22 protein-coding genes are annotated in these 22,791 nt (G+C 68.9%); 13 read left to right on the top strand and 9 right to left on the bottom strand.

Translation table 11 applies throughout. The features are described 5' to 3' along the window. Window positions 1–27: 27 nt before the first annotated feature. Both ACSFA2_RS21995 and ACSFA2_RS21990 read left to right on the top strand, forming a co-directional pair. On the top strand, window positions 28–954 hold the full coding sequence (locus tag ACSFA2_RS21995; RefSeq protein ID WP_435457453.1) for a LysR family transcriptional regulator: 927 nt from the start codon (window positions 28–30) through the stop codon (window positions 952–954). Further along, the gene (locus ACSFA2_RS21990) at window positions 951–1,511 is read left to right on the top strand and encodes a methylated-DNA--[protein]-cysteine S-methyltransferase (RefSeq protein WP_435457452.1); all 561 of its coding nucleotides are present in this window, start codon (window positions 951–953) and stop codon (window positions 1,509–1,511) included. The genes ACSFA2_RS21995 and ACSFA2_RS21990 overlap by 4 nt, the downstream gene beginning before the upstream one ends. 31 nt (window positions 1,512–1,542) lie before the next feature. On the opposite strand, the gene ACSFA2_RS21985 is transcribed toward ACSFA2_RS21990, so the two are convergent. Next, window positions 1,543–1,893, bottom strand: coding sequence for an alpha/beta hydrolase (locus tag ACSFA2_RS21985; RefSeq protein WP_435457451.1), 351 nt, complete (start codon window positions 1,891–1,893; stop codon window positions 1,543–1,545). A 313-nt stretch (window positions 1,894–2,206) separates the two neighbouring features. On the opposite strand from ACSFA2_RS21985, the gene ACSFA2_RS21980 reads away from it, so the two are divergent. From ACSFA2_RS21980 to ACSFA2_RS21955, 6 genes are read left to right on the top strand one after another with little or no spacing between them, the layout of a single operon-like run. Continuing rightward, window positions 2,207–3,424, top strand: coding sequence for a multidrug effflux MFS transporter (locus ACSFA2_RS21980; RefSeq protein ID WP_435457450.1), 1,218 nt, complete (start codon window positions 2,207–2,209; stop codon window positions 3,422–3,424). Window position 3,425: 1 nt separating this feature from the next. Beyond that, complete coding sequence (locus ACSFA2_RS21975) at window positions 3,426–4,877, top strand: MFS transporter (RefSeq protein ID WP_435457449.1); 1,452 nt, start codon at window positions 3,426–3,428, stop codon at window positions 4,875–4,877. A 10-nt stretch (window positions 4,878–4,887) separates the two neighbouring features. Beyond that, window positions 4,888–5,541, top strand: a complete 654-nt coding sequence (locus ACSFA2_RS21970; RefSeq protein WP_435457448.1) for a paraquat-inducible protein A — start codon at window positions 4,888–4,890, stop codon at window positions 5,539–5,541. Continuing rightward, the gene (locus ACSFA2_RS21965) at window positions 5,538–6,203 is read left to right on the top strand and encodes a paraquat-inducible protein A (protein ID WP_435457447.1); all 666 of its coding nucleotides are present in this window, start codon (window positions 5,538–5,540) and stop codon (window positions 6,201–6,203) included. Before ACSFA2_RS21970 ends, ACSFA2_RS21965 begins: the two co-directional genes overlap by 4 nt. Further along, complete coding sequence (locus ACSFA2_RS21960) at window positions 6,200–7,855, top strand: PqiB family protein (RefSeq protein WP_435457446.1); 1,656 nt, start codon at window positions 6,200–6,202, stop codon at window positions 7,853–7,855. The genes ACSFA2_RS21965 and ACSFA2_RS21960 overlap by 4 nt, the downstream gene beginning before the upstream one ends. Further along, window positions 7,852–8,478 carry a PqiC family protein gene (locus ACSFA2_RS21955; protein WP_435457445.1) on the top strand — a complete coding sequence of 209 codons (627 nt, stop codon included), beginning with the start codon at window positions 7,852–7,854 and terminating at the stop codon, window positions 8,476–8,478. Before ACSFA2_RS21960 ends, ACSFA2_RS21955 begins: the two co-directional genes overlap by 4 nt. Before the next feature lie 184 nt (window positions 8,479–8,662). Here the strand turns inward: ACSFA2_RS21955 and ACSFA2_RS21950 are convergent, their stop codons facing one another. The 4 genes from ACSFA2_RS21950 to ACSFA2_RS21935 form a co-directional block, all read right to left on the bottom strand. Next, entirely contained in the window at window positions 8,663–10,402 is a 1,740-nt protein-coding gene (locus ACSFA2_RS21950; protein WP_435457444.1) for a methyl-accepting chemotaxis protein, read from the bottom strand. Between the two features lie 140 nt (window positions 10,403–10,542). Next, window positions 10,543–10,737: a hypothetical protein gene (locus tag ACSFA2_RS21945; RefSeq protein WP_435457443.1), complete on the bottom strand. Its 195-nt coding sequence runs from the start codon at window positions 10,735–10,737 to the stop codon at window positions 10,543–10,545. A gap of 130 nt (window positions 10,738–10,867) precedes the next feature. Next, entirely contained in the window at window positions 10,868–12,217 is a 1,350-nt protein-coding gene (locus tag ACSFA2_RS21940) for an MATE family efflux transporter (protein ID WP_435457442.1), read from the bottom strand. 54 nt (window positions 12,218–12,271) lie between these two features. Then, on the bottom strand, window positions 12,272–12,652 hold the full coding sequence (locus ACSFA2_RS21935) for a hypothetical protein (RefSeq protein WP_435457441.1): 381 nt from the start codon (window positions 12,650–12,652) through the stop codon (window positions 12,272–12,274). 338 nt (window positions 12,653–12,990) lie between these two features. On the opposite strand from ACSFA2_RS21935, the gene ACSFA2_RS21930 reads away from it, so the two are divergent. After that, window positions 12,991–15,738, top strand: coding sequence for a galactose oxidase-like domain-containing protein (locus ACSFA2_RS21930; protein WP_435457440.1), 2,748 nt, complete (start codon window positions 12,991–12,993; stop codon window positions 15,736–15,738). Between the two features lie 56 nt (window positions 15,739–15,794). On the opposite strand, the gene ACSFA2_RS21925 is transcribed toward ACSFA2_RS21930, so the two are convergent. After that, window positions 15,795–16,649, bottom strand: a complete 855-nt coding sequence (locus tag ACSFA2_RS21925) for an SDR family oxidoreductase (RefSeq protein WP_435457439.1) — start codon at window positions 16,647–16,649, stop codon at window positions 15,795–15,797. Between the two features lie 86 nt (window positions 16,650–16,735). Between ACSFA2_RS21925 and ACSFA2_RS21920 the strand changes: the two genes are divergently transcribed. Together ACSFA2_RS21920 and ACSFA2_RS21915 are read left to right on the top strand one after the other, a co-directional pair. Continuing rightward, window positions 16,736–17,203: a winged helix-turn-helix transcriptional regulator gene (locus ACSFA2_RS21920; RefSeq protein ID WP_435457438.1), complete on the top strand. Its 468-nt coding sequence runs from the start codon at window positions 16,736–16,738 to the stop codon at window positions 17,201–17,203. Between the two features lie 47 nt (window positions 17,204–17,250). After that, window positions 17,251–17,676, top strand: coding sequence for a hypothetical protein (locus ACSFA2_RS21915; RefSeq protein WP_435457437.1), 426 nt, complete (start codon window positions 17,251–17,253; stop codon window positions 17,674–17,676). On the opposite strand, the gene ACSFA2_RS21910 is transcribed toward ACSFA2_RS21915, so the two are convergent. After that, complete coding sequence (locus tag ACSFA2_RS21910) at window positions 17,637–18,296, bottom strand: DUF938 domain-containing protein (protein WP_435457436.1); 660 nt, start codon at window positions 18,294–18,296, stop codon at window positions 17,637–17,639. The genes ACSFA2_RS21915 and ACSFA2_RS21910 overlap by 40 nt on opposite strands. A gap of 85 nt (window positions 18,297–18,381) precedes the next feature. On the opposite strand from ACSFA2_RS21910, the gene ACSFA2_RS21905 reads away from it, so the two are divergent. Both ACSFA2_RS21905 and ACSFA2_RS21900 read left to right on the top strand, forming a co-directional pair. Continuing rightward, entirely contained in the window at window positions 18,382–18,600 is a 219-nt protein-coding gene (locus ACSFA2_RS21905) for a hypothetical protein (protein WP_435457435.1), read from the top strand. A gap of 93 nt (window positions 18,601–18,693) precedes the next feature. Beyond that, a complete protein-coding gene (locus tag ACSFA2_RS21900) occupies window positions 18,694–21,069 on the top strand; it encodes a Tex family protein (protein WP_435457434.1) in 2,376 nt (791 codons plus the stop codon). A 9-nt stretch (window positions 21,070–21,078) separates the two neighbouring features. Here ACSFA2_RS21900 and ACSFA2_RS21895 read toward each other — a convergent pair whose 3' ends face one another. Both ACSFA2_RS21895 and ACSFA2_RS21890 read right to left on the bottom strand, forming a co-directional pair. Beyond that, entirely contained in the window at window positions 21,079–21,927 is an 849-nt protein-coding gene (locus ACSFA2_RS21895) for an alpha/beta hydrolase (protein WP_435457433.1), read from the bottom strand. Then, window positions 21,924–22,784 (bottom strand): sterol desaturase family protein, encoded by an 861-nt coding sequence (locus ACSFA2_RS21890; RefSeq protein WP_435457432.1) that lies wholly within the window; start codon window positions 22,782–22,784, stop codon window positions 21,924–21,926. The genes ACSFA2_RS21895 and ACSFA2_RS21890 overlap by 4 nt, the downstream gene beginning before the upstream one ends. Window positions 22,785–22,791: the final 7 nt, after the last annotated feature.

The raw sequence follows: 22,791 nt of genomic DNA, 5'->3' as shown, positions 1-22,791 counted from the left end.
ATCGACAGCTGTGAATTGAAATCACATATGCCCCGCATCGACGTGAACCGTTCCGGCGAGATGGAAGCCTTCGTGCAGGTGGTCGAGCGCGGCGGCTTCTCGGCCGCCGCACGCGCGCTCGGCATGACGCCCTCGGCCGTGAGCAAGCTGGTCGCGCGGCTCGAGTCGCGCCTGGCGGTGCAGCTGGTGCACCGTTCCACCCGCAAGCTCACGCTGACGCCCGAAGGCCAGCAGTTCCACGAGCGCAGCGTGCGGGTGCTGGCCGACATGGACGAGGCCGAACGCTGTGCGGCATCGGGCGCCGCGCCGCGCGGGCGGGTCAGCATCAACGCGAGCGTGCCCTTCGGCCACCACGTGCTGTTGCCGCTGATGCCGCGCTTTCTCGAAGGGCACCCGCAGGTCACGGTCGACGTCTCGCTGACCGACCGTGTGGTCGACCTGATGGACGAGCGCACCGACATCGCGGTGCGTTGGGGGCAGTTGCCATCGTCGGATCTGGTCGCGCGACGGCTCGGCGAAACCGGCCAGGCGATCGTGGCGTCGCCGGCCTATCTCGCGCGCTACGGCACGCCGCACACGCCGCAGGAGCTCGAAGCCCACAACCGCCTGGGCACCAGCTACCGGCGCGCCGTGCCCGACTGGCCGCTGTCGGTCGACGGCCGGTTCGTCGGGATGCCGATCGTCGGCACCATGCGTGTCGGCGACGGCTCGGCGCTGCGGCGGCTGGTGCTCGACGGCGTCGGCCTGGGGCGGCTGTCGCTCTACCACGTGCAGGCCGACATCGACGCGGGCCGGCTGGTGAAGGTCATGGAGGAGTTCAACCCGCACGAGATGGAGCCGATCCATGCGGTCTACCTGGGCAAGGCCGGCCGGCTGCCGGCGCGGGTGCGCGCGATGCTGGATTTTCTGGTCGCGCACGTGAAGCTCGACGGCGCGACCCGGAGCATGGCATGACGGCCACCCATGGCTTCGCCATCTTCCCGACGGCCGTCGGCACCTGCGGCATCGCGTGGAGCCCGCGCGGCATCGCCGGCGCACAGCTGCCGGAGGCCGAGGACGATGCGGCCGCGACGCTGGCCCGCATGGCCGCGCGCTTTCCTGCAGGGGAGGAGGCGTCGCCGCCGCCGTCGGTGCAGGCCGTCATCGACGCCCTCGTCGCCGTGCTGGCAGGCACATCGAAGGACCTGTTGCTGGAGGTGCCGCTGGACGACGCGGGCGTTCCCGCCTTCCACCGGCGCGTGTACGACTTCGCGCGCCGCATCCCGCCCGGCGAAACGCGCACCTATGGCGAGGTGGCCGAGGCCTTGGGCAGCAAGGGCCTGGCGCGGGCGGTCGGCCAGGCGCTGGGGCGCAACCCCTTCGCGCCCATCGTGCCGTGCCACCGTGTGATGGCTGCCGACGGTCGGCCCGGCGGCTTTTCCGCACCGGGCGGCGCCCTGGCCAAGCTGCGCATGCTGGCGGAAGAAGGGGCGCGGCCCCTTGGCACCGCGCCCCTGTTCGACGATCTATGAGGAAGAGCCGGAAGAACCGGGCTCTTCAGACTCAGTAAGCCGCTTGACGCGTGAACGACAGGCTGGTCTTCTTGTACTCGGCCGGGATCTGATCGCGGAAGTACGACTTCGCGTTCAGGTTCTGCAGCGAGTCGTGTGCCGTGGCCACGGCCTGGCTGCGCACGGCACCGCGGTCGGCCGTCGTGTTCACGGTCTGCACGCCGCTGGCGTAGCCTTCGCCGAAGACGTCGCCGGCACGGGCGGCCGCCACAGCCTGGCCTTGCACGGCGGAACGGCTCACCGAGGGCGTGACGGTCAACACGCCGTCGTAGGTTTCGGCGTGTGCGCCGGCTGCGGCCAAGAGGGAGAGGGCTGCGGCGGCGAGGATGTTGCGGGTGTTCATGATGATGTCCTTCAATGATTTGGATGATGTCGAACCGGTCTTGGGTGGGTGTTCCGCTTCGTTGTCGAGGCGGCCCGCTCGCTCGGTGGCCTGTTCACCCAGATCAACGTGTGCTGTTGGTCTGTGGGATGAAGTGTGCGACGGCAACGGGCCTTGCAACGCCTCTCGAAGGAATCACGGCGTTCGGGCATTGGAAACAATCGCGGCTGCGTCGGCGGGTGCATGCGACCCTCGGCCACAAGAGGCAGCGCGCTAGCACAGCCGTCCGAGTGGCGCTTGCGGAAGCCTTTGCGACCTTGGCGACAATCGGCCCATGACTTCTCCGCGTTTCTTCCGGATCGCGCTCGTGCTCGGTCTGCTGTCGGCCATCGGCCCGTTCGCCATCGACATGTACCTGCCGGCGCTGCCGGCCATCGGCGCCAGCCTGCGCGCCGACATCGGTGCGGTGCAGATGAGCCTGACCGTCTTCTTCCTGGCGCTGGCGGCCGGCCAGCCGTTTTATGGCCCGGTGTCGGACATGGTCGGCCGCAAGCCGCCGCTGTACTTCGGGCTGGTGCTCTTCGCGATCGCCAGCGTGGGCTGCGCGCTGGCCGACAACATCCAGACGCTGATCGTGCTGCGCTTCCTGCAAGGGCTGGGCGCGGCGGCCGGCATGGCGATCCCGCGGGCGGTGGTGCGCGACCTGCACACCGGCAACGACGCGGCGCGGCTGATGTCGCTGCTCATGCTGGTCTTCAGTATCTCGCCCATCCTCGCGCCATTGGTGGGCAGCGGCGTGATCGCGGTGGCGGGCTGGCGCGGCGTGTTCTGGGCCGTCACGATCGCGGCCGTCGCGGGGCTGGTGCTGATCGCCACCTCGCTCACCGAGACGCGCCCGGCCCACCAGCGGGTCGAGAGCAGCCTGCGCAGCGCATTGAGCGCCTACGGCGTGCTGCTGCGCGACGGGCACTACCTGGGCCTGGTCTTCATCGGCAGTTTTGCGATGGCCGGGTTCTTCACCTACCTGGCCAATTCGTCCTTCGTGCTGATCGACCACTACGGCCTGTCGCCGGTGGTCTACAGCGTGGCCTTCGGCGTGAATGCCGCCGCCTTCTTCGCCGCGGCGCAGTTCAACGGGCGGCTGGGCGAGCGCTTCGGGCTGGTGCGCGTCGTCAAGGGCGCGGTCGGTGCCTGCGGCGCGGTGATGGTGGCGATGTTCGTGTACTTCCTGCTGGGCGGCGATTCGATGTGGGTGCTGCTGGTGCTTTACTTCATTGCCAGCGGCCTGATGGGGCTGGTGATTCCGACGACCTCGGTGCTGGCGCTGGAAAAGCACGGCGCCATCGCCGGCACCGCGTCGGCGCTGCTCGGCACCCTGCAGATGCTGACCGGCGCGGTGGTGATGGCCATCGTCGGCCTGTTCACCGACGGGCGGCCGCTGCCGATGGTGGCGGGCATGGCCGGCGGTGCACTGGTGGCCCTGCTGCTGACCTGGCTGACGCTCGGCGGTGCCGGGTCCAAGACGCCCGTGGTCGCCGGCCGGAGCGCATGACATGACAGCGATCCTGCCTGTTGCGGCGAACTCGGCGAACCCGGCCAACGACGCCGCCGTGCCCGACGGCCTGCCGACGCCGCAGCGCGGGCGTGCGATGGCCGTCATCATCCTGGGCATCGCGGTTGCGGTGCTCGACGGCACGATCATGAACCTCGCGCTGCCCAGCATCGCGCGCGAGCTGGGCGCCAGCGCATCGCACGCGATCTGGGTGGTCAACGCCTACCAGATCGCGATCCTGGTCATGCTGCTGCCGCTGGCGTCGTTGGGCGACCTGTTCGGCTACCGTCGCATCTACCTGCTCGGCATGGGACTCTTCACCGTGTCCTCGCTGGCCGCCGTGCTGTCGAATTCGATGGGCACGCTGATCGCGGCGCGCACGCTGCAGGGCCTGGGTGCCGCCGGCATCATGAGCGTGAACGCCGCGCTGGTGCGGCTGATCTACCCCTCGTCGCAACTGGGGCGCGGGATGGCGATCAATTCGATGGTGGTGGCCACCGCCTCGGTGGCCGGCCCGTCGGTGGCAGCCTCGATCCTGTCGGTGGCTTCGTGGCCCTGGCTCTTCGCCTTCAACGTGCCGCTGGGGCTGGTGGTGCTGGCGATCGGCCTGCGGGCGCTGCCGTCCAACCAACGCGCCGCCACCGTGCCGGGTACGCGCTTCTCGGCGGTCGACGTGCTGCTCAACATCGCGATGTTCTCGCTCGTCTTCCTGGGCGTCGACCGGCTGGGTGTGCGCGAAGGCGGGGCCGCCGGCACGCCGGCGATGGGCTGGGCGCTGCTGGGGGCCGGGCTGGCGGTCGGCTTCGTCTATCTGCGTCGCCAACGCACGATGGTGCTCCCGCTGTTCCCGGTCGACCTGTTGCGCATCCCCGTGTTCGCGCTGTCGATGGGCACCTCGGTGGCCGCGTTCACCGCGCAGATGCTGTCGTACATCGCGCTGCCTTTCCTGCTGCTCGACGTCTACGGCCGCACCCACCTTCAGGCGGGCCTGCTGATCACGGCGTGGCCGCTGGCCATCGTCGTGATGGCGCCGATCGTCGGGCGGCTGATCGGCCGCTACCCCGACGGCCTGCTCGGCGGCATCGGCCTGGGTCTGCTGGCCTGCGGGCTGGCGCTGCTCGCGGCGCTGCCGGCGCATCCTGGCGACCTGGACATCGCCTGGCGCATGGCCCTGTGCGGCATCGGGTTCGGGTTGTTCCAGTCCCCCAACAACCACACCATCGTCACCTCGGCGCCGCGGCATCGCAGCGGCGCGGCCAGCGGCATGCTGGGGACCGCGCGCCTGACCGGCCAGACCCTCGGCGCAGTCGTCATTGCAGCCGTGTTCAGCATCTGGACGCCCCACGAGGGGCGCGGGCCGGTCATCGCGCTGGTGCTGGCGGCGACCTGTGCGGCGCTGGCTGGCATCTGCAGCAGCCTTCGTCTGAGGGTGTCGCCGTCGCCGAGCCATTAAGCTCGTGCCGATGAAGGAAATTCCCGAGGCGATCGTTTGCGAGGGCTGCGACGCGGTCTATGGCCGCGCGACGCTGCGCGAGCGCGAAGTCGCCCGCTGCCCGGTCTGCGGGACCGAACTCGAGCGCCACCTGGGCGGCCAGCAGGAGCGGATCCTGCCGCTGGCCGTGGCCGGGCTCATCATGTTCGGCGTGGCCAACCTGTTCCCCATCGTCGAGATCGAGCTGCGCGGCCTGCGCAGCCAGACCACCCTGGCCGGCGCCGTCGTGGCGCTGGCGGGCGAGGGCATGTCACTGGTGGCGCTGCTTGTGCTAGCCACCACCATCCTCTTCCCGCTGCTGCAATTGCTGATCCTGCTCTGGTTGCTGGTGCCGCTGCGGCGGCACGAACGCGTGGTGGCCGGCTTCGCCTGGCTGGTGCGCACGATGCAGTCGCTGCGGCCCTGGGGAATGGTCGAAGTGTTCCTGCTGGGCGTGCTGGTGGCGCTGGTCAAGCTCTCGAGCATGGCCACGGTGCTGCCCGGTCCGGCGCTCTATGCCTTCATGGCGTTGACAGTCCTGCTGACCGCCGTGCTGGCCTTCGACCCGCGCGGCTTCTGGGAGATGGCCGAGGGCACGATGCACAAGGCCGAGGCAGAAGCCGCCGGCCGCGAGGAAGCCGCTTGACGGCACCTGAAACCCCCTTTGCACGCACCGCCCGCGCCATCGACAGCGGCCTGATCGGCTGCCGCCATTGCGGCACCGTCTGGCAGGACGCCGAGGAGGGCACGCACTGCGGCCGCTGCGGCACGCCGCTGCACATCCGCAAGACCGACAGCCTGAACCGCACCTGGGCCCTCCTGATCGCGGCCTGCCTGATGTACCTGCCGGCCAACCTGTTGCCCGTGATGATCACCCGCACGCTGTTCGGCACGAGCGACGACACGATCATGAGCGGCGTGATCTATTTCTGGGTGACCGGTGCCTACGGGCTCGCCGCCATCGTCTTCGTCGCCAGTTTCCTGGTGCCGCTGTTCAAGCTGGCGGCCCTGTTCGTGCTGGTGGTGAGCGCGCAGCGGCGCAGCACCTGGCGACGCGCCGAACGGGCCAAGCTCTACCACGTGATCGAGATCATCGGCCGCTGGTCGATGCTCGACGTTTTCGTGGTCGCGCTGCTGGCCGGGCTGGTGCGCATTCAAGGTTTCGCCGAAATCACGGCAGGTGTCGGCATCGCGGCCTTCGGCGCGGTGGTGGTGCTGACGATGCTCGCGTCGCTGAGCTTCGACCCCAAGCTGACCTGGGACGGTGCAACGGATGACGAAGAACACACAAGGGAAGTACGCACATGAGTGAAAACGATCCACGTCCCGCGCCTTCACCCGCGCCCGCGGATTCCGGCGGCTTGCCGCCGCCGCGCGTGGCCCGGCGACGCGACTGGATGCCGTCGCTGATCTGGCTGATCCCGGTGGTGGCTGCGCTGGTCGGCATCTTCCTGGTGGCGCGCATCCTGATCGACCGCGGGCCCGAGATCGTGCTGACCTTCAAGACCGCCGAGGGCCTGGAGGCCGGCAAGACCGCGGTCAAGTACAAGGACGTGCAGATCGGCGTGGTGCAGAGCCTGCGCCTGGCGCGTGACCGTTCGCATGTGCGCGTGACGCTGCAACTCAACAAGGATGCGAACGCCTTCACCGCCGAGGACACCCGCTACTGGGTGGTGCGGCCGCGGCTGGACACCTCGGGCATTTCCGGCCTGAGCACGCTCCTTTCGGGCGCGTACATCGGCGCCGACGCCGGCACGTCGGAAGAGAGCGCCAAGGAGTTCACCGGGCTCGAAGTGCCGCCCATCGTGACGCGCGATGCGTCGGGCAAGCAGTTCCTGCTGCGCGCGCCGGACATCGGTTCGCTCGACGTCGGCTCGCCGGTGTACTTCCGCCGCATCAAGGTCGGCCAGGTGGCGGCCTACGAGCTGAACGACGACGGACGCGGCGTGACGCTGCGGGTGTTCGTCAACGCGCCGTACGACAAGTTCGTCGGCGGCAACTCGCGCTTCTGGCAGGCCAGCGGGCTCGACATGCGGCTCAACGCCAGTGGCATCACGCTGCGCACCCAGTCGCTCGCCACCATCCTGCTCGGCGGCATCGCCTTCGGCGCACCGGAAAACGAGAACGGGCCGGTCGCGGGCGAGAACACCGCCTTCGCACTCGCCGACGACGAGGGCGCCGCGATGAAGCCGCCGGACGGTCCCGCCGAGACGGTGCTGCTGCACTTCAACCAGTCGCTGCGCGGCCTGTCGCCCGGTGCGCCGATCGACTTCCGTGGCGTGGTGATCGGCGAGGTCAAATCGATCGGTATCCAGTTCGACCGGAGCGAGCGCGAGTTCCGCATGCCGGTGGTCGCCACGGTCTACCCCGACCGTCTGCGCTCCCGCAAGCCCGGCGAAGTGGCCGAGTCGCGCTTCACGCAACGGCAGCGGCTGCGCTTCCTCGTCGGCAAGGGCCTGCGCGCGCAGATGCGCACCGGCAACCTGCTGACCGGGCAGAACTACATCGCGCTCGACTTTTTTCCCAACGCGCCGAAGGCGACCGTCGATATCGACAAGGACCCGGTCGAACTCCCCACGATGCAGAACAGCCTCGACGAACTGCAGTCGCAGGTGCAGGAGATCGTGAGCAAGGTCAACAAGGTGCCCTTCGAGCAGATCGGCGCTGACGTGCGTACCGCGCTCGCCACGCTCAACAAGACGCTGGTGAGCGCCGAGCAGCTCACGCGCACGCTCAACAACGATGTGTCGCCGGAGATCACCGCGGCGATGAAGGACGCGCGCAAGACCATCAACTCCGCCGAGCGCACGCTGGCACAGGATTCGCCCCTGCAACAGGACATGCGCCAGACGCTGCAGGAGCTGACACGTGCGGCGGGCTCCGTGCGCGTGCTGACCGACTACCTCGAACGCCACCCCGAGTCGCTCCTGCGCGGCAAACCGGAAGACACGAAGAAATGACGCGATATCCGACTTCTCTTGCTGCGGCCTGCCTCGCGGCCGCCGTGCTCGTCGCAGGCTGCGCCAGTGCGCCGGACCGTTACTACACCCTGGCAGCGCCCGGCGGCCCGTCGAGCGCGGCGCCTGCGTCCGGCGCACCGGTGTTCATCGAACTGGCGCCGGTCGCCGTGCCCGAACGCCTCGCGCGGCCGCAGATGGTGGTGCACCAGGCGGGGGGGCGGAGCGCCGAGGTCGCGCTGCTGGAGCAGCACCGCTGGTCTTCGTCCTTCGAGAACGAATTGCGCGATGCCTTGTCGAGTGGCATTGCGACGCGCCTGGGCGCCATCGACGTGACGAAAGGCGGCCGTCAGCCGAATACGCCCGCGTGGCGCATCGCGGTGCAGCTGAGGCAGTTCGATGCGGTGGAGAACACGCGCGTCGATGCGGCCCTGAGCTGGACCGTGCGCCGGTCCGACGCCGACCTCAGCACGACCTGCCAGTGGCGCACCAGCGAACCCGTGGGCAATGGGATCGACGCATTGGCGCAAGGCGCGCAACGCGTGGCATCGAATGCGTCGGAAGCCATCGCACGGCACATCGCGCAGCTACTGCAAAACCCCGGCGTTCCCTGCGCGGCGCCGTAGCGTCGGGCGCGGCTTTTTGCGGATCAGAACAGTCGGGACAGCAGGATGGCGGCGCCCGACAGCGAGACCGCGCTGCCGACCCAGAGACGAAGGACTTTCATGGCATTTCTCCTTGCCGCGATGATCGTTCAACGCGCCCAGTGGTGGGTTTGAAGATGTTCATGACCGGGATAGGGGACGCCGTTTAGAAAGTTTCCCAGTCGCCGCCTGCCGTGACGGCCGAGGCCTTGGCGGCGGGTGCGGCAGCCAGTCGCTTGCTTGGGGCGCGGGGCGCGGAGGTCGCGCGCAGTCGCACCGGCCCGAGCGCTGCCTTCGGTGCAGAACGTATCAGCGATGCACGCGCTGCAGGCCGGGCCGAGGGTGCGTCGCTCTGGGCGAGTTGAAAGACGCTCACCAGTTGCACCAGCTTCGCGGCCTGCTCGCTGAGGCTGCTGGCGGCGGCGGCGGACTCTTCCACCAGCGCGGCGTTCTGCTGCGTCGTCTGGTCGAGCTGGTTCACCGCGTCGTTGACCTGCGAGACACCTTGCCCCTGCTCGCGCGTCGCTGTGCCGATCTCGTTGATCAGGTCGGCCACGCGGCGCACCTGGCCCACCAGGTCACCCATGGTGCTGCCGGCTTCGTTCACCAGCGTGGAGCCGGTCTCGACCTTGCTCACGCTCTCGCCGATCAGGTGCTTGATTTCCTTGGCGGCTTCGGCGCTGCGCTGCGCGAGGCTGCGCACTTCGCTCGCCACGACCGCAAAGCCGCGGCCCTGTTCGCCGGCGCGGGCCGCTTCCACGGCGGCGTTCAGCGCGAGGATGTTGGTCTGGAAGGCGATCGAGTCGATCACGCCGATGATGTCGCCGATCTTGCGCGAGCTGGTGGTGATCTGTTCCATCGTGTGCACGACGTTGCGCACCACCTCGCCACCGCGCGCGGCCGTGACGCTGGCCGAGTTGGCCAGCTGCGACGCCGTGTGCATGGTGTCCACGCTCTGCTTGATGGTCGCGTTCATCTGTTCCATCGAGGCCGAGGTTTCTTCCAGGCTCGACGCCTGTTCTTCCGTGCGCTGGCTCAGGTCCGCATTGCCCGTGGCGATCTGGTTGGCCCCGGTCGCGATCGATTCGCTGGAGTGGCGCACTTCGCTCACCAGCTGCGCCAGGTTGGCGCGCATGCCGTCCATGGCGGCCAGCACGCTGACGTCGTCGCCCGGGCGCAGCGCGACGGCCACGGCCAGGTTGCCCTTGGCCACTTCCTGTGCGATCTCCGCCGCGTAGGCGGGCTCGCCGCCCAGTTGCCGCATGATCGAGCGCACGAGCCACAGGCCCAGTGCGCTGCTCAGGACCACGCCCAGCAGGATGAGTGCCGACAGGGCCCAGAAGGTGCGCTCGACGGCAGCAGCGGCGTGCTCGATGTCGAGGCGGGCCAGTTCTTCCTGCCGCTTGCTGGCTTCCAGCAGGATGTTGCGGGCCGCCACGTGCAGGCCGGCGGCATCTTTGTGCAGCACGTCCATCGCGGTCGGATCGCCGCTGTCGGCCAGGGCCTGCACGTTGGCGACGGCGGCCTTGTAGTTCTTCCAGGTGTCGGCGAGCTTGGTGCCGAGTTCGCGCAGCGGTGCATCGGTGGTGTTGCCCTTCAGTCGCTGGATCGCTTCGAGCACCGTCTGTTCCGACTGCTCGTTGAACTTGAGCTCGCCGTCGCGCGCCTTTCGGTCGGCGTTCAGGATGTACACGTACATGCGGCGGAAATGCGTCGCGCCCTGGCGCGCCGCGTCCATGACGATGCGCACCGGCACCACCGTCTCGGTGTACATGGCGCGCTGGCTCTGGCTGACGCTCCAGACCTGCTGCATGCCGATCGCGCCGACGGCGATCAGCGTGGCGACGAAAAAGAGAATCAGCCCGATGAGTTTTTTTCGCAGGGTGAGGTGGGAGCGTTGAGACATGGTGAAGCCCTAGGTTCGAAGAAGGAGATGGCGTTATTCAAGTGCCGGCGCTCGTCGAGCTGATGGTCTTTCCATCGATGCTCGTGGATAGGCGACTGCAGGGCGGACGCGCAGGCGGTGCCTCGGATGAGGCCGTGCGGCTACCACTCGCCGAGTTCGCGCACGCGCTGATCGAGCTCGAGCGTCTGGATGGGCTCGATGGCTTGCAAAGGCCGTTCGCTGTCGCGCGGCCGCCTGCCCGTCATCGTTCCGAAGCCGTTGACGACGGCCCGCAGGACGGGATAGCGTGGCCAGTCGGTCGGTGCCGCTCGGCGGGGGGTGGGTTCGGGTCGCATGCGAGGCCTGTGCAGATCGGAGCGTGGTAGTTCTCCGGGTATATCGGCACGAAGCATGAAAAGTTGAGGGGTGCTGGCACTTGGGTAGACGAACAGGCAGCCCGGCACGGCCTCGGCGAGCGGCGGCGCTTCACACCAGCCGCCGGATCGCCTTCTTGCGCCACACCAGGCGGTAGTACGCCGTCTGCAGTGCGAGCATGGCGATGAAGGCGGCCGGATAGGCGATCCAGACCCCATGGAGCCCGATGCGATGGCTCATCACGTAGGCCACCGGTACCTCGACCAACGCGATGCAGGCGATCGAGATCGCGGTCGGCACCAGCACCGAGCCGCTGGCCCGCATGATCCCCGACAGCACCGATGCCATGCCGAAGATCACGGTGCCCCACAGCATGATGTGCAGCAGTGTCTGCGCCAGTTCGATCACCGGTGCGCTGGTGATGAAGAAGCCCATCAGCCGTCGAGAGAACAGGTAGCCCAGCACGACCAGCGACCCGGTGAGCACCAGGTTCATCATCAGACCCGTGCGCGCGATGGCGCCGAGTTGCGCCGTGCGGCCCGCGCCGATGGCCTGGGCGCCGAGGATCGATGCCGTGATCGCGATCGAGATCGCCGGGAACTGCACGTAGGCCACCACCTGGTTGACCGCGCCGTAAGCGGCGGTGGCTTCGGAGCCGTAGCTGTTGACCAGCGACAGCAAGGCGATCTCGGCCAGCGCGATCACGATCATCTGCACGCCGGTGGGCACGCCGACGCGCAGCACCATCTTGAGGATCGCGAAGTCGATGCGCATGCTGCGTGCGAAGGCGCGGTCCGGCGCCAGCGGGCTTTGCATGCGGCGCAGCCGGAAGCCAAGCCAGACGGTGGCGACCACGAAGGACACCACCGTAGCTGCCGCACCGCTGGCCACGCCCAGCATCGGCAACCCGCCCCAGCCGCGGATGAGCGCCGGCGTCAGCACGAGGCCGATGAGCGTGGAGATGCCCAGCGTGAACAGCGGCGTCACCGTGTCGCTCACGCCGCGCAACATGGCGGTGGACAGCAGGAAGACGAACAGACCCGGCATCGCGATCAGGATGATGCGGGCATAGCGCGTCGCGTCGGCCAGGATGTCCGGCGGCGTGTGCAGCGCCTTCAGCAGCGGTGCCGTGAAGGCGCCGCCGAACACCGCGACCACCAACCCGAAGGCGATGCCGACCGTGAGCGTGGTGCCGGCGATGGCCTTGACCTTGGCGATGTCGCGTGCGCCCCAGGCCTGCCCGATGAGCACCGATGCGCCGGCGCCCAGGCCGATGGTGAAGGCGATGAAGAAGAACATCACCGGGAAGAAGCTCGATACCGCCGCCAGCGCGCCGACGCCGATCATCTGCCCGACATAGACGTTGTTGAGCGTGCCCGACAGCGACTGCAGGATGTTGCTCAGCAGCATGGGGGCGAGGAAGAACGCAAAGGTCTTCCAGAGCGGGCGCGGCGCGGTCATGGTGTCGCGGGCGGTATCCCCGGGGTCAACCCGGGCACCCGGGCGATGAGCGTATCAACACTTCATCGCAGCCGCCTGGGCGGCGAATGCGTCGGATGCCGCCTTGCAAGCCGCACCAAGTTGTGCCTGGTTGGCACCGTAGCTGGCCCACGCGGCCTTGGTCTGGTCCATGGACGCCTTCACCGCGTCGGCGGCGGGACCGCTCTGCTTGCCGATGCAGGCATTGACCTTGTCGAGGTAGTCCTGACATTCCTTCGGCAGGTCCGCCGACGCCGCGGTGGTGGTGGCTGGCGCCGCGGTGGACGACGCAGGTGGCGCGGCCGGCGCAGTGGCTGCCGGTGCGGCGGGCGCCGGCGCTGGGGCGGGGGGCGTTTCCTGCTTGGAGCAGGCCGTGACAGCGGCGACGATCGTCAGCAACACAAGTGCGTTTTTCATTTTTCATTCCCTTTTTTACTTGGTGTTATCACGCGCGGGCGGCCTCCACCGCCCGTCGCGCGAGCCCGGCGAAAACCGGGCAGGCGGAGTATGCCTTTTCCGAGGTCGGCCTCGGCCGCGTCGCTGAGGACGGCGCCAGCACCCGCGCGAGCGCCCGTGCCGTGCGTGCCACGTGCCCGGGGGGCGCTGCTGAAAGGCGGCCATGCGATCGATGGTCACCGCGCCTTCCCGGGGCGCGCGGGCATCAAAGCGTGGTATTGGCAGAAAGCACCGAATTCAATTTTGTGAACTTTTGTGTTCAATCTATAAACACCTCCTTCAATCAGGGAGGGCGTCGAATGAACGCATGGATCGACAGGAATGCGGCAGCCATACGCGTGTGGACGCGCACAGGCGTGTTCATCGCGGCGACGGCCATGCTGGCCAGCTGTGGCGGGGGTGGCGGAGACGGCGGGCAGGGGAGTGGTGCAAGCGCCGGCACCGCCGCGATGACGCCGGAGGTCGCCGCCATCGTCGCGGCCGAGCAGGACACGCCAGGCGCACCGATCGACCTTGGGGCGCCGCCGCCGGTACCGCCGGTGTCGCCGCCCCCGCCCCCCGGGCCGTCCCAGCCGGTGCCGGCACTCACGCAGGAGCTGCGCGAGGCGGGCACGAAGGGCCTGTGGTCGGCACCGGAGACCTGGCCGATCAACGCCATCCATGCGGTGCTGACGCCCGACGGCAACGTGATGACCTACGGCAGCAACCCGAGCGGGGAGCAGGGCGCTCAGCTCTACTACGACGTCTGGAACCCGGTGACCAAGGCCCATGCCCTGTTGCAACACACCACCGGCACCGACCTCTTCTGCAATGCCCAGCTGGTGCTGCCCGTGTCGGGCCAGGTGCTGCTCGCGGGCGGCGACGTACGAGGGCAGAACCTGCGCAACGCGGCGGGCAACCTGCTGGTCAACACCGGCGTGGCCGACGTCAATCTCTTCGATCCGGTGGCGCAGTCCATCAAGGCCTCGGGCACGCCGATGAACTACTCGCGCTGGTACGACACGCTGACCACGCTGTCGGACGGTCGCGTGTTCGTGCTCGCCGGCATGGAAGCCAGCGGCGCGCGCGCCGAGTATCCGGAGGTCTACACCGCCGGCCAGGGCTGGCGCACGCTCACCGGCATCCGCTGGCCGGGCGAGTTGTTCTATCCGCGCACGATGCTCGCCCCGACCGGCCAGTTGGTCGTGGCCAGCGGCAGCACCCTGTACGGCATCAACACCGACGGAAACGGCGCCATGGCCCAGGTCGGCGCGCTGCCCTCCGACGTCAGATGGCAGCTCCCCTGGGCCATGTTCGACAAGGGCAAGGCGCTGTTCGTGCGCGCCGGCGGCAAGGTCTCGGTGGTGGACGTCAACACCACCACGCCGGTCGTCACCGAGACCGAGAGCATCGGGACCAACCGCATCTGGGCATCCACCACCGTGCTGCCCGACGGCCAGGTGCTGGCCACCGGTGGTTCGGGCCGGGAAAATGTGGCGTTCGATGTATCCCTCGCGGCGAGTATCTGGAACCCGAAGACCGGCAAATGGAGCGTCGGCGCCTCGGCGCAGAAGTACCGCCTCTACCATTCCACGGCGCTGCTGCTGCCCGATGCCACCGTGCTCACGGTCGGCGGCGGCTCGCCCGGGCCCGTGGTGCAGTTGAACGGCGAGGTCTATGCGCCGCCTTACCTGTTTGCCAAGGACGGCAGCGGCCGGCGTCTGCCGCGCCCGATCATCGTGGCGGGGGAGAGCGACCTGACCCTGGGCAAGGACTTCGGCATGTCGGTGATCGCGGCGCACCCGATCCAGCGCGTGACCTTGGTGCGCACCGGCTCGGTGACCCACTCCTACGACTTCGAGCAGCGCTTCCTCGAACTGCCCTTCACCCAGGACGGCACCCGCCTCAAGATCAAGCTGAACGGGAACGCCAACGTGGTGCCGCCGGGGCACTACATGGTGTTCGCCTTCGACGATGCCGGCGTGCCATCCGTGGCGAAGATCGTGCGCATCGGCAGCACGGCGGTGCCGGCCCAGTTCACCCTGGCGGCGCACCTGCCGTCCTTCCTCGGCACCGCCGATGTCGGCCGCAACGGCTCGGCGCACATCGACAGCGCCGGGGTGCTGATGCTGACCGACCCCAAGGCCGGGCAGCTCGGCGCTGCCTTCTACCGGGCGCCGGTGGCGCTGGGCGGGGACACCTCGTTCAGCACCCGGTTTCAGTTCAAGATGGGGAGTGGTGGCGGCGAGGGAATGACCTTCGTGGTGCAGGGCAACGACTCGTCGACGCTGGGCGAGGGCGGCAGCGCCCTGGGCTACGGCGGCATCCGACGCAGCGTGGCCGTCAAGCTCGACACGCGCGCCACGCTGGGGCAGGACCCGAACGGCAACCACGTTGGCATCCTGCTCAACGGCAGCCTGCTGGCCGATGCCTATGCCGACGCGCCATTCACCCTGGCGGACGGCTTCGCGCACACGATGTGGGTGGACTACGACGCACGCTCGCGCAGGCTGTCGGTGTTTCTCTCGCGCGATGCCACCGCCGTCAAACCGGCGCAGCCTGTGCTGCAGCGTGAGATCAACCTGGAGCGGGTGGTCGACAGTGCCAAGCTGTACTTCGGCTTCACGGCCGCCAATGGCCAACAGGCCACCGCCCATCAGATCGACAACTGGAGCTTCGTGGCCGGCGCCGCGCCGACGGCGAAGGATCGCCTGACAGTGGGAGAACAACTGATTCCGGGCCAGCGCCTGGCGTCGCCGGACGGCCGCTTCGGCCTGACCTTCGAGGAAAGCGGCAACCTCGTGCTGACCGAGTACGCCAGCGGCACCGTGCGCTGGCAGTCGGGCACCGCGGGCAAGCCGGCGGCGCGCCTGGCCCTGGGCAGCGAGGGCCATCTGGTGCTGTATGGACTCGACCTGGTGCCGATCTGGAAAAGCGGTAACACCGGATCGGGGGGCACGGCGGCTGCGCTTGGAAACGATGGCGTCCTGGTGCTCTCCCGGGCGGACGGCACGGCCGTCTGGCGCTCTGCAGGCGCACTGCCGGCGGGCCTCGCCGCGCAGCAGTGAGCGGACAGGGAGCCGTCGCGTCGGCTCGCCACGGGATGCCGCCGCGCGTCAGTGCCTCATCCTGCCAGCGCCGCCTTCACGGTCGCTGCCATCGGGGTCGTCGGGTGGCCGATGAGCGCGCTCAGCTGGCGCCCGTCGTCGAACAGCGCGCCTTTCGACGCGGCGGCGTCGGAATCCGACAGCAGCGCCGCCACGAAGTCGGGCAGGCCGACGCCGAGCAGCGCTGCCTTGTAGTCGGCTTCGGGCATGTCCTGGTAGACCACCGGCTTGCCGGCCTGGCTGGCGACTTCGGCGGCCAGCTCGGCCAACGTGTAGCTCGCGTCGCCGGCCAGTTCGTAGACCTTGCCGGCCTGGTCGTCGCGTGTGAGCACGGCGGCGGCGGCTTCGGCGTAGTCGGCACGCGCGGCCGAGGCGATGCGGCCGCTGCCGGCGCTGCCGATCAGCGCGCCGTGCGCCAGCGCGGTGGGCACCGATGCGGTGTAGTTCTCGGTGTACCAGCCGTTGCGCAGCAGCACGAAGGGCAGGCCGGAGCTGGCGAGCATCGCCTCGGTCTCCCGGTGCTCGGCGGCCAGGCCCAGCAGGGAATCGCCCGCGTCCAGCACGCTGGTGTACGCGATCAGCTGGACCTTGGCACGCCGGGCGGCATCGATGACGGCGCGGTGCTGTGCGGCGCGTTGGCCGACTTCGCTGGAAGAGATCAGCAGCAGCTTGTCGGCACCGGCGAAGGCGGTGTCGAGCGTCGCGGGCTTCGTGTAGTCGGCCTCGCGCACGACCACGCCCAGGGCGGCGAGGTCGTGTGCCTTGGCCGGCGTGCGAACGGCCGCGACGATCTGGTGGGCGGGCACGCTGCGCAGCAGCGCCTGAAGGGTCAAACGGCCCAGTTGGCCGGTAGCGCCTGTGACGACGATCATGTGAAATTCCTGGAGTGGTGAAGGGAAGACGGGCAGAATAGCCACCAAACTTACTTTTCGTAAGTACGTACCTGGAGGTTAGTAAAATGAATGCGCCCCGGCTTGCCACGCGCTCCGAATCGGCCCAACCGCGCCTGCTGGCCGAGGCGCTTCAGCGCGGCGAACTGATGTCGCGCGAATGTCCCTCTCGCGAGGTGCTCTCGCACGTCACCAGCCGCTGGGGCGTGCTCCTGCTGGTGGCGCTGATGGGCGGCGTGCACCGCTTCAGCGAGCTGCGCCGCAAGGTCGGCGGCGTGAGCGAGAAGATGCTGTCGCAGACCTTGCGCTGGCTTGAAGACGATGGCCTGGTGCTGCGCAAGTCGTACGCGACGGTGCCGCCGCACGTCGAATACAGCCTCACGCCGCTGGGGCGCGAGGTGGGTCTGCGCGTGGAGGCCCTGGCCGACTGGATCGAGTTCAACCTGCCGAACATCATGGACGCACGGCGCCTGCAGGCGAGCGAGGCCGAGGCGGACGTGGCGGCATCGTCGACGGTTCGGCGCATCCGGCGCTGAATGCGGGCGCCGATGTCGCTGCCGGCAGCGGTGGCATGCTCGAGGCCATGACCGCAAAACTGTGTCGTGCCTTGGGTTGGCTGCTGGCGTTGGGCAGCCTGTCGGGTTGCGACCTCCAAGGGTTCACGGCGACGCCTTCCGATCCCTTGATGAGCAAGGAGGCTATCGCCACGCGCGAAGCGCCTGCAGAACGCGTCTTTCAGGGCCGGCTGGCGGGTGAACCCACGTTCCTGGTGCTGCACGACTGCGAGGTGTACCGGGTCGAACGCCGCGAAGGGGGCGGGGTCCGCTGGGTCAGTGTGCTGGCCCCCGAGTTCTATCCGTTCTGGACCGTGTGCCAACGCGAGTCCCTGGCGTTCGATGCCGGCGTATTGACCGTCACGCTCGGCCGCATGGCCATCGGCGCGGGCGGGTGCTGCGCCACGGGCGGCACCTACCGCTCCGTGGACGGGCGAACCTGGAAAAAGCGTTGAGCCGCCGCATCGCCGCCGAACACGAGCAACAGGTTGTTCGCCGGCATCGGACGCCGTGCGCACAGCGCGAGGCCCGACCGGTCCGCTTCGCGCACCACCTCGTCCAGCCTGCGGATGCCCCAGGCCGGATCACGCGCCCGCAGGCTCCGATCGAAGGCCTCGTTGCTTGGCGCGACCGGACCGTCCTCGAGGTAAGGGCCATAGGTGATCAGCACACCGTCCGGCTGCAGATGGCGGGCCGCGCCCTGCATGAGCGCGGCGCACGTGGCGGGCGGGGCGATGTGCAGCATGTTGGCGCAGAAGATCGCGTCGAAGCGTTCGGCGAAGGGGGCATCGACGGCGGGCCACGGCGTCGACATGACGTCCAGCAGCACCGGCGGTCGCAGATTGGGCAGGCCGCTCTGCGCGATCCGGGTGGCGATCGCAGGCAACGCGCGGGCATCGGCGTCGGTGGGTTGCCAGACCCACTCCTTCAGCGCCGCGGCGAACCACACCGCATGCTGGCCCGTGCCGGAGGCGATTTCGAGGGCAGCGCCGCGCTCGCCCAGCAGGTCGCGCAGGGCGTCGAGGATGGGTTGCTTGTTGCGCTCGGCGGCGGTGCTGAAGGGCAGATCGGTCATCGGCCGGATTTTGCGGCACCATGGTCATACCCAAGCCATCGGCCTTCGCCGATGCGCACATTGAAGAGCCACTGTTCTACCCCCCATGAAGACCATCGACGAGATGCTGAACCTCGACCTGCTCACCCCTGAGCAGCACCGCCAGATCGGCGACTGGATTGCGCGTGCGAACTCGCCCGAAGAAATTCTGAAGATGCCCGCGCCGCTCTGGCAGGCCGTCGAGCGCGCCAGCGAGGTCATGGGCATCGACCAGGACCTGACGCGCCCGCCTTTGCTCGGGGCCGGCGACGCCGCCTTCAACTAGCGAACCGGCCGGCGCCTGCGATGGCGACCCTGCGCGCCCGGAGGCCTATGGCAAACTTCTGCGCTTCATTGCGCGCCAGGGACTCGTTCGAACATGCAAAAAATCATTCGCCAGCTTGCCGCCGAAATCAAGGTCGGCGAGCACCAGGTGAAAGCGGCCATCGAGCTGCTCGACGGGGGCGCCACGGTGCCTTTCATTGCCCGCTATCGCAAGGAAGTGACCGATGGCCTCGACGACATCCAGTTGCGCGAACTCGAAGCGCGCCTGTCGTACCTGCGCGAGCTCGACGACCGCCGCGCCGCGGTGCTCAAAAGCATCGACGAGCAGGGCAAGCTGACCGACGCGCTGCGCATTGCCATCGCGACCGTGGCGACCAAGCAGGAGCTGGAAGACCTCTACCTGCCCTTCAAGCAGAAGCGCCGCACCAAGGGCCAGATCGCGCGCGAGTTCGGCATCGAGCCGCTGGCCGACAAGCTCTACGCGGACCCGACGCTCGACCCCGCTGTGGAGGCGCAGGCTTTCCTCAAGCCGCCCGAGACGCTGGACGACGGCAAGCCGGGCGCCGACTTCTCCACCGTACCGGCCGTGCTCGACGGCGTGCGCGACATCCTGTCGGAGCGCTGGGCCGAAGACGCTGGTCTGGTGCAGCGCCTGCGCGAATGGCTGTGGGCCGAAGGCCTGCTCAAGTCGACGCTGATGACGGGCAAGGACGAGAACAACGCCGACGTCGCCAAGTTCCGCGACTACTTCGACTACGACGAGCCGATCGGTCGCGTGCCCTCGCACCGCGCACTCGCCGTGTTCCGCGGCCGCGCGCTCGACATCCTCGATGCCAAGCTGGTGCTGCCGGTCGAACCCGAGCCGGGCAAGCCGTCCATTGCCGAAGGCAAGATCGCCTTGCATCTCGGATGGAGCCACTCGGCCCGCAAGGCCGACGACCTGATCCGCAAGTGCGTCGCCTGGACCTGGCGCGTGAAGCTCGCGCTCTCGACCGAGCGCGACCTGTTCACCCGCCTGCGGGAAGAGGCCGAGAAGGTCGCGATCAAGGTCTTCGCCGACAACCTGCGCGACCTGCTGCTGGCCGCGCCGGCCGGCCCGCGCGTGGTGCTGGGGCTGGACCCCGGCATCCGCACCGGCGTGAAGGTGGCGGTGGTCGACGCGACCGGCAAGCTGGTCGAGACCGCCACCGTGTTCCCGCACGAACCGCGCCGTGACTGGGAAGGCTCGCTGCACACGCTGGGCAAGCTGTGCGCCAAGCACGGCGTGAACCTGATCGCCATCGGCAACGGCACCGCCAGCCGCGAGACCGACAAGCTGGCCGGCGACCTGATCAAGCTGCTCGCCAAGATGGCCGAGCAGGCCGGTGCGCCGCCGATGGCCATCGACAAGGTGGTGGTGAGCGAGGCCGGCGCCTCGGTCTACTCCGCCAGCGAATTCGCCTCGCAGGAAATGCCCGATGTCGACGTGAGCCTGCGCGGCGCCGCCAGCATCGCGCGCCGCCTGCAGGACCCGCTGGCCGAGCTGGTGAAGATCGACCCGAAGTCGATCGGCGTCGGCCAGTACCAGCACGACGTGAACCAGAGCGAGCTCGCGCGCACGCTGGTCGCGGTGGTGGAAGACTGCGTGAACTCCGTGGGCGTCGACCTCAACACGGCCAGCGTGCCGTTGCTGTCGCGCGTGTCGGGCCTGTCGGCCAGCGTGGCGAAGGCGGTGGTGCGTTGGCGCGAGGCCAACGGCGCCTTCGCGACGCGCAAGCAACTGCTCGAAGTGACCGGCTTCGGCCCCAAGGCCTTCGAGCAGAGTGCCGGCTTCCTGCGTGTGCGCGGCGGCAGCAACCCGCTCGACGTGACCGGCGTGCACCCGGAAACCTACCCGGTGGTCGAACAGATCATGGAAAAGACCGGCAAGCCCATCGCCGAGTTGATGGGCCGCGCCGAGATGCTCAAGACGCTGCGGCCCGAACTCTTCGCCAACGAGAAGTTCGGGGTCATCACGGTCAAGGACATCCTGGGCGAGCTCGAGAAGCCGGGCCGCGACCCGCGCCCGGACTTCAAGGTCGCGCGCTTCAACGACGGCGTCGACGACATCGCCGACCTGAAGGAGGGCATGGTGCTCGAAGGCACGGTGAGCAACGTGGCGCAGTTCGGCGCCTTCATCGACCTGGGCGTGCACCAGGACGGCCTGGTGCACGTGAGCCAGCTCGCCAACAAGTTCGTCGAGGACGCGCGCGAGATCGTCAAGACCGGCGACATCGTCAAGGTCAAGGTGATGGAGGTCGACGTGGCGCGCAAGCGCATCGCGCTGTCGATGCGGCTCGATGCCGCACCGGCACGACGCGACGGTCCGCGCGACAACCGCTTCGAAGGGGCGGGCCGCGGCCAGCAGCAGGGCGCGCGCCGCGACAACGCGCCGCAGCCCGCGGGCCAGATGGCGAGCGCCTTCGCCAAGCTGCAGGGGCTGCGCAAGTAGTCCCTGGCGTCAGCGGTCGGCCATCAACCGGTCGATGAACGCATCGACCGATGCGGTGTACGCGCCCGGTCGGCCGAGTTCGCCGTTGACGCTTGCGTGGTCGAGCGCCTGCGGCAGCAGCTCGGAACGCGCGCCCATGGCGCGGGCGCGCTCGACGAACACCCGCGCCTGGTCGCACGAGTCGTCGCGGCGCAGCGTCGAGCACACGACCAGGGTCGGCACGGCGCGCGGCGTGAGCGCGGCGGTCGGCGAGACGCTGCGCCAGGACGCCGGGTCGGCGCCGAACACGCGGTCGTAGAAGCGCAGGTGGCGCCGCGACATCAGCGCGACCGTGTCGATCGCGGCCGAGTCCAGCACCACCGTGCCGCGCCATGGCCCCGCACCCTGGGCCGCGGCCCGCGACGGATCGGCACTCAAAAGCGCCACCAGGTGCGCGCCGGCCGAGTGGCCCATCAGCACCAGGCGCGACGCGTCGCCGCCCCATTCGGCGGCGCGTGCCCGCACGGTCGCCAGCGCGGTGGCCACGTCGCGTGCCTGCGTCATCACGTCGACCTGCGGCACCATGCGGTAGTTGATCGACACCACGACGTAGCCGCGCTCGCCGACCCAGTGCGCGACCTTGGCGTCGACCACGCGCGACATCGACTTGTCGCCGACCATCCAGGCGCCGCCATGCACCATCAGCAGGATCGGTGCACCGCGCGGGGCGGCGGGCAGGAAGACGTCCATGCGCTGCCGCGCGTCGGTACCGTAGGGCAGGTCGTCGAGGCGGCGCACGTCGGTGGGCGCTGCGGCAAAGGCCGCAATGGCCGCGAGGGCGAGCAGGGCGGAGAGGGCAACGCGAATCATCGGTTTCATGGCTGGGCTCCGGGTGGTCCGAACACGGTGAGCAATCGCGCCCGCCAGCCACGCGCAGCCCACAGATCGCGGCCCAGGTTCAGCCATTCATGAAAGGCGATGCGCAGCGGGTTGTGCGTGGAGAGCGGCGTGGTGAGGCCATAGCGGATCGTCACGTCGGCCCGCTCGTCAACGAAGGTGCCGAAGAGCCGGTCGAACACGATCAGCACGCCGCCGTAGTTGCAGTCGAGGTACTCGGTGTTGGATGCGTGGTGCACCTTGTGATGCGTCGGCGTGTTCAGCACCCATTCGAGCGGACCGAGCCGCGGCATCCACGGCGCATGCAGCCAGAACTGGTAGAGCAGGTTGAGCGCCACGCTCGCCAGCACCGCGCTCGGCGGAAAGCCCAGCCACACCAGTGGCGTGAAGAAGAGCGCGGTGCCGGTGAGCTTGCCGGTCCAGCCCAGCCGCATCGCCGCAGCCAGCGTGAGTTCGTTGGGCGAATGGTGCACCGCGTGCGTCGCCCAGAACCAGCGTACCCGGTGCGCGCAACGGTGGTACCCGTAGTAGAAGAACTCCTGCCCGACGAAGAGCAGCGCGAAGGCCAGCGGCGTCGAGAGCGCCAGTGTCTGCAGGCGGTGCGCGTGGGCCCACAGCAGGAACGGCGCGGCCAGTGAGAGGCCGAGCGCATCGATGGCGCGGCGGCCCAGTGCGTCGGCGATCGATGCGGCGAAGGCACGCCAGTCGTAGGCGCGGCGCAACCAGTAGGTGCGCACGAGGCCTTCGAGCGTGGCGATGCCGATCACGACGAGCGGCAGCAGCGCCAGCCAGCGCAGGGCGTCGGTGCCCAGCGCTTCGCCGAGAGCGTTCAAGGACATGCGTCGC

It is taken from the genome of Variovorax cryoconiti (genome assembly GCF_051216395.1).
Classification (GTDB): domain Bacteria; phylum Pseudomonadota; class Gammaproteobacteria; order Burkholderiales; family Burkholderiaceae_C; genus Variovorax.
This window is presented reverse-complemented; position numbering and strand designations above follow the sequence as displayed.

Coding starts and splice junctions, on each gene's coding strand:
- ACSFA2_RS21995 (WP_435457453.1), top strand. CDS start 28: ATGCCCCGCATCGACGTGAACCGTTCCGGCGAGATGGAAGCCTTCGTG.
- ACSFA2_RS21990 (WP_435457452.1), top strand. CDS start 951: ATGACGGCCACCCATGGCTTCGCCATCTTCCCGACGGCCGTCGGCACC.
- ACSFA2_RS21985 (WP_435457451.1), bottom strand. CDS start 1,893: ATGAACACCCGCAACATCCTCGCCGCCGCAGCCCTCTCCCTCTTGGCC.
- ACSFA2_RS21980 (WP_435457450.1), top strand. CDS start 2,207: ATGACTTCTCCGCGTTTCTTCCGGATCGCGCTCGTGCTCGGTCTGCTG.
- ACSFA2_RS21975 (WP_435457449.1), top strand. CDS start 3,426: ATGACAGCGATCCTGCCTGTTGCGGCGAACTCGGCGAACCCGGCCAAC.
- ACSFA2_RS21970 (WP_435457448.1), top strand. CDS start 4,888: ATGAAGGAAATTCCCGAGGCGATCGTTTGCGAGGGCTGCGACGCGGTC.
- ACSFA2_RS21960 (WP_435457446.1), top strand. CDS start 6,200: ATGAGTGAAAACGATCCACGTCCCGCGCCTTCACCCGCGCCCGCGGAT.
- ACSFA2_RS21955 (WP_435457445.1), top strand. CDS start 7,852: ATGACGCGATATCCGACTTCTCTTGCTGCGGCCTGCCTCGCGGCCGCC.
- ACSFA2_RS21950 (WP_435457444.1), bottom strand. CDS start 10,402: ATGTCTCAACGCTCCCACCTCACCCTGCGAAAAAAACTCATCGGGCTG.
- ACSFA2_RS21945 (WP_435457443.1), bottom strand. CDS start 10,737: ATGCGACCCGAACCCACCCCCCGCCGAGCGGCACCGACCGACTGGCCA.
- ACSFA2_RS21940 (WP_435457442.1), bottom strand. CDS start 12,217: ATGACCGCGCCGCGCCCGCTCTGGAAGACCTTTGCGTTCTTCCTCGCC.
- ACSFA2_RS21935 (WP_435457441.1), bottom strand. CDS start 12,652: ATGAAAAACGCACTTGTGTTGCTGACGATCGTCGCCGCTGTCACGGCC.
- ACSFA2_RS21930 (WP_435457440.1), top strand. CDS start 12,991: ATGAACGCATGGATCGACAGGAATGCGGCAGCCATACGCGTGTGGACG.
- ACSFA2_RS21925 (WP_435457439.1), bottom strand. CDS start 16,649: ATGATCGTCGTCACAGGCGCTACCGGCCAACTGGGCCGTTTGACCCTT.
- ACSFA2_RS21920 (WP_435457438.1), top strand. CDS start 16,736: ATGAATGCGCCCCGGCTTGCCACGCGCTCCGAATCGGCCCAACCGCGC.
- ACSFA2_RS21915 (WP_435457437.1), top strand. CDS start 17,251: ATGACCGCAAAACTGTGTCGTGCCTTGGGTTGGCTGCTGGCGTTGGGC.
- ACSFA2_RS21910 (WP_435457436.1), bottom strand. CDS start 18,296: ATGACCGATCTGCCCTTCAGCACCGCCGCCGAGCGCAACAAGCAACCC.
- ACSFA2_RS21905 (WP_435457435.1), top strand. CDS start 18,382: ATGAAGACCATCGACGAGATGCTGAACCTCGACCTGCTCACCCCTGAG.
- ACSFA2_RS21900 (WP_435457434.1), top strand. CDS start 18,694: ATGCAAAAAATCATTCGCCAGCTTGCCGCCGAAATCAAGGTCGGCGAG.
- ACSFA2_RS21895 (WP_435457433.1), bottom strand. CDS start 21,927: ATGAAACCGATGATTCGCGTTGCCCTCTCCGCCCTGCTCGCCCTCGCG.
- ACSFA2_RS21890 (WP_435457432.1), bottom strand. CDS start 22,784: ATGTCCTTGAACGCTCTCGGCGAAGCGCTGGGCACCGACGCCCTGCGC.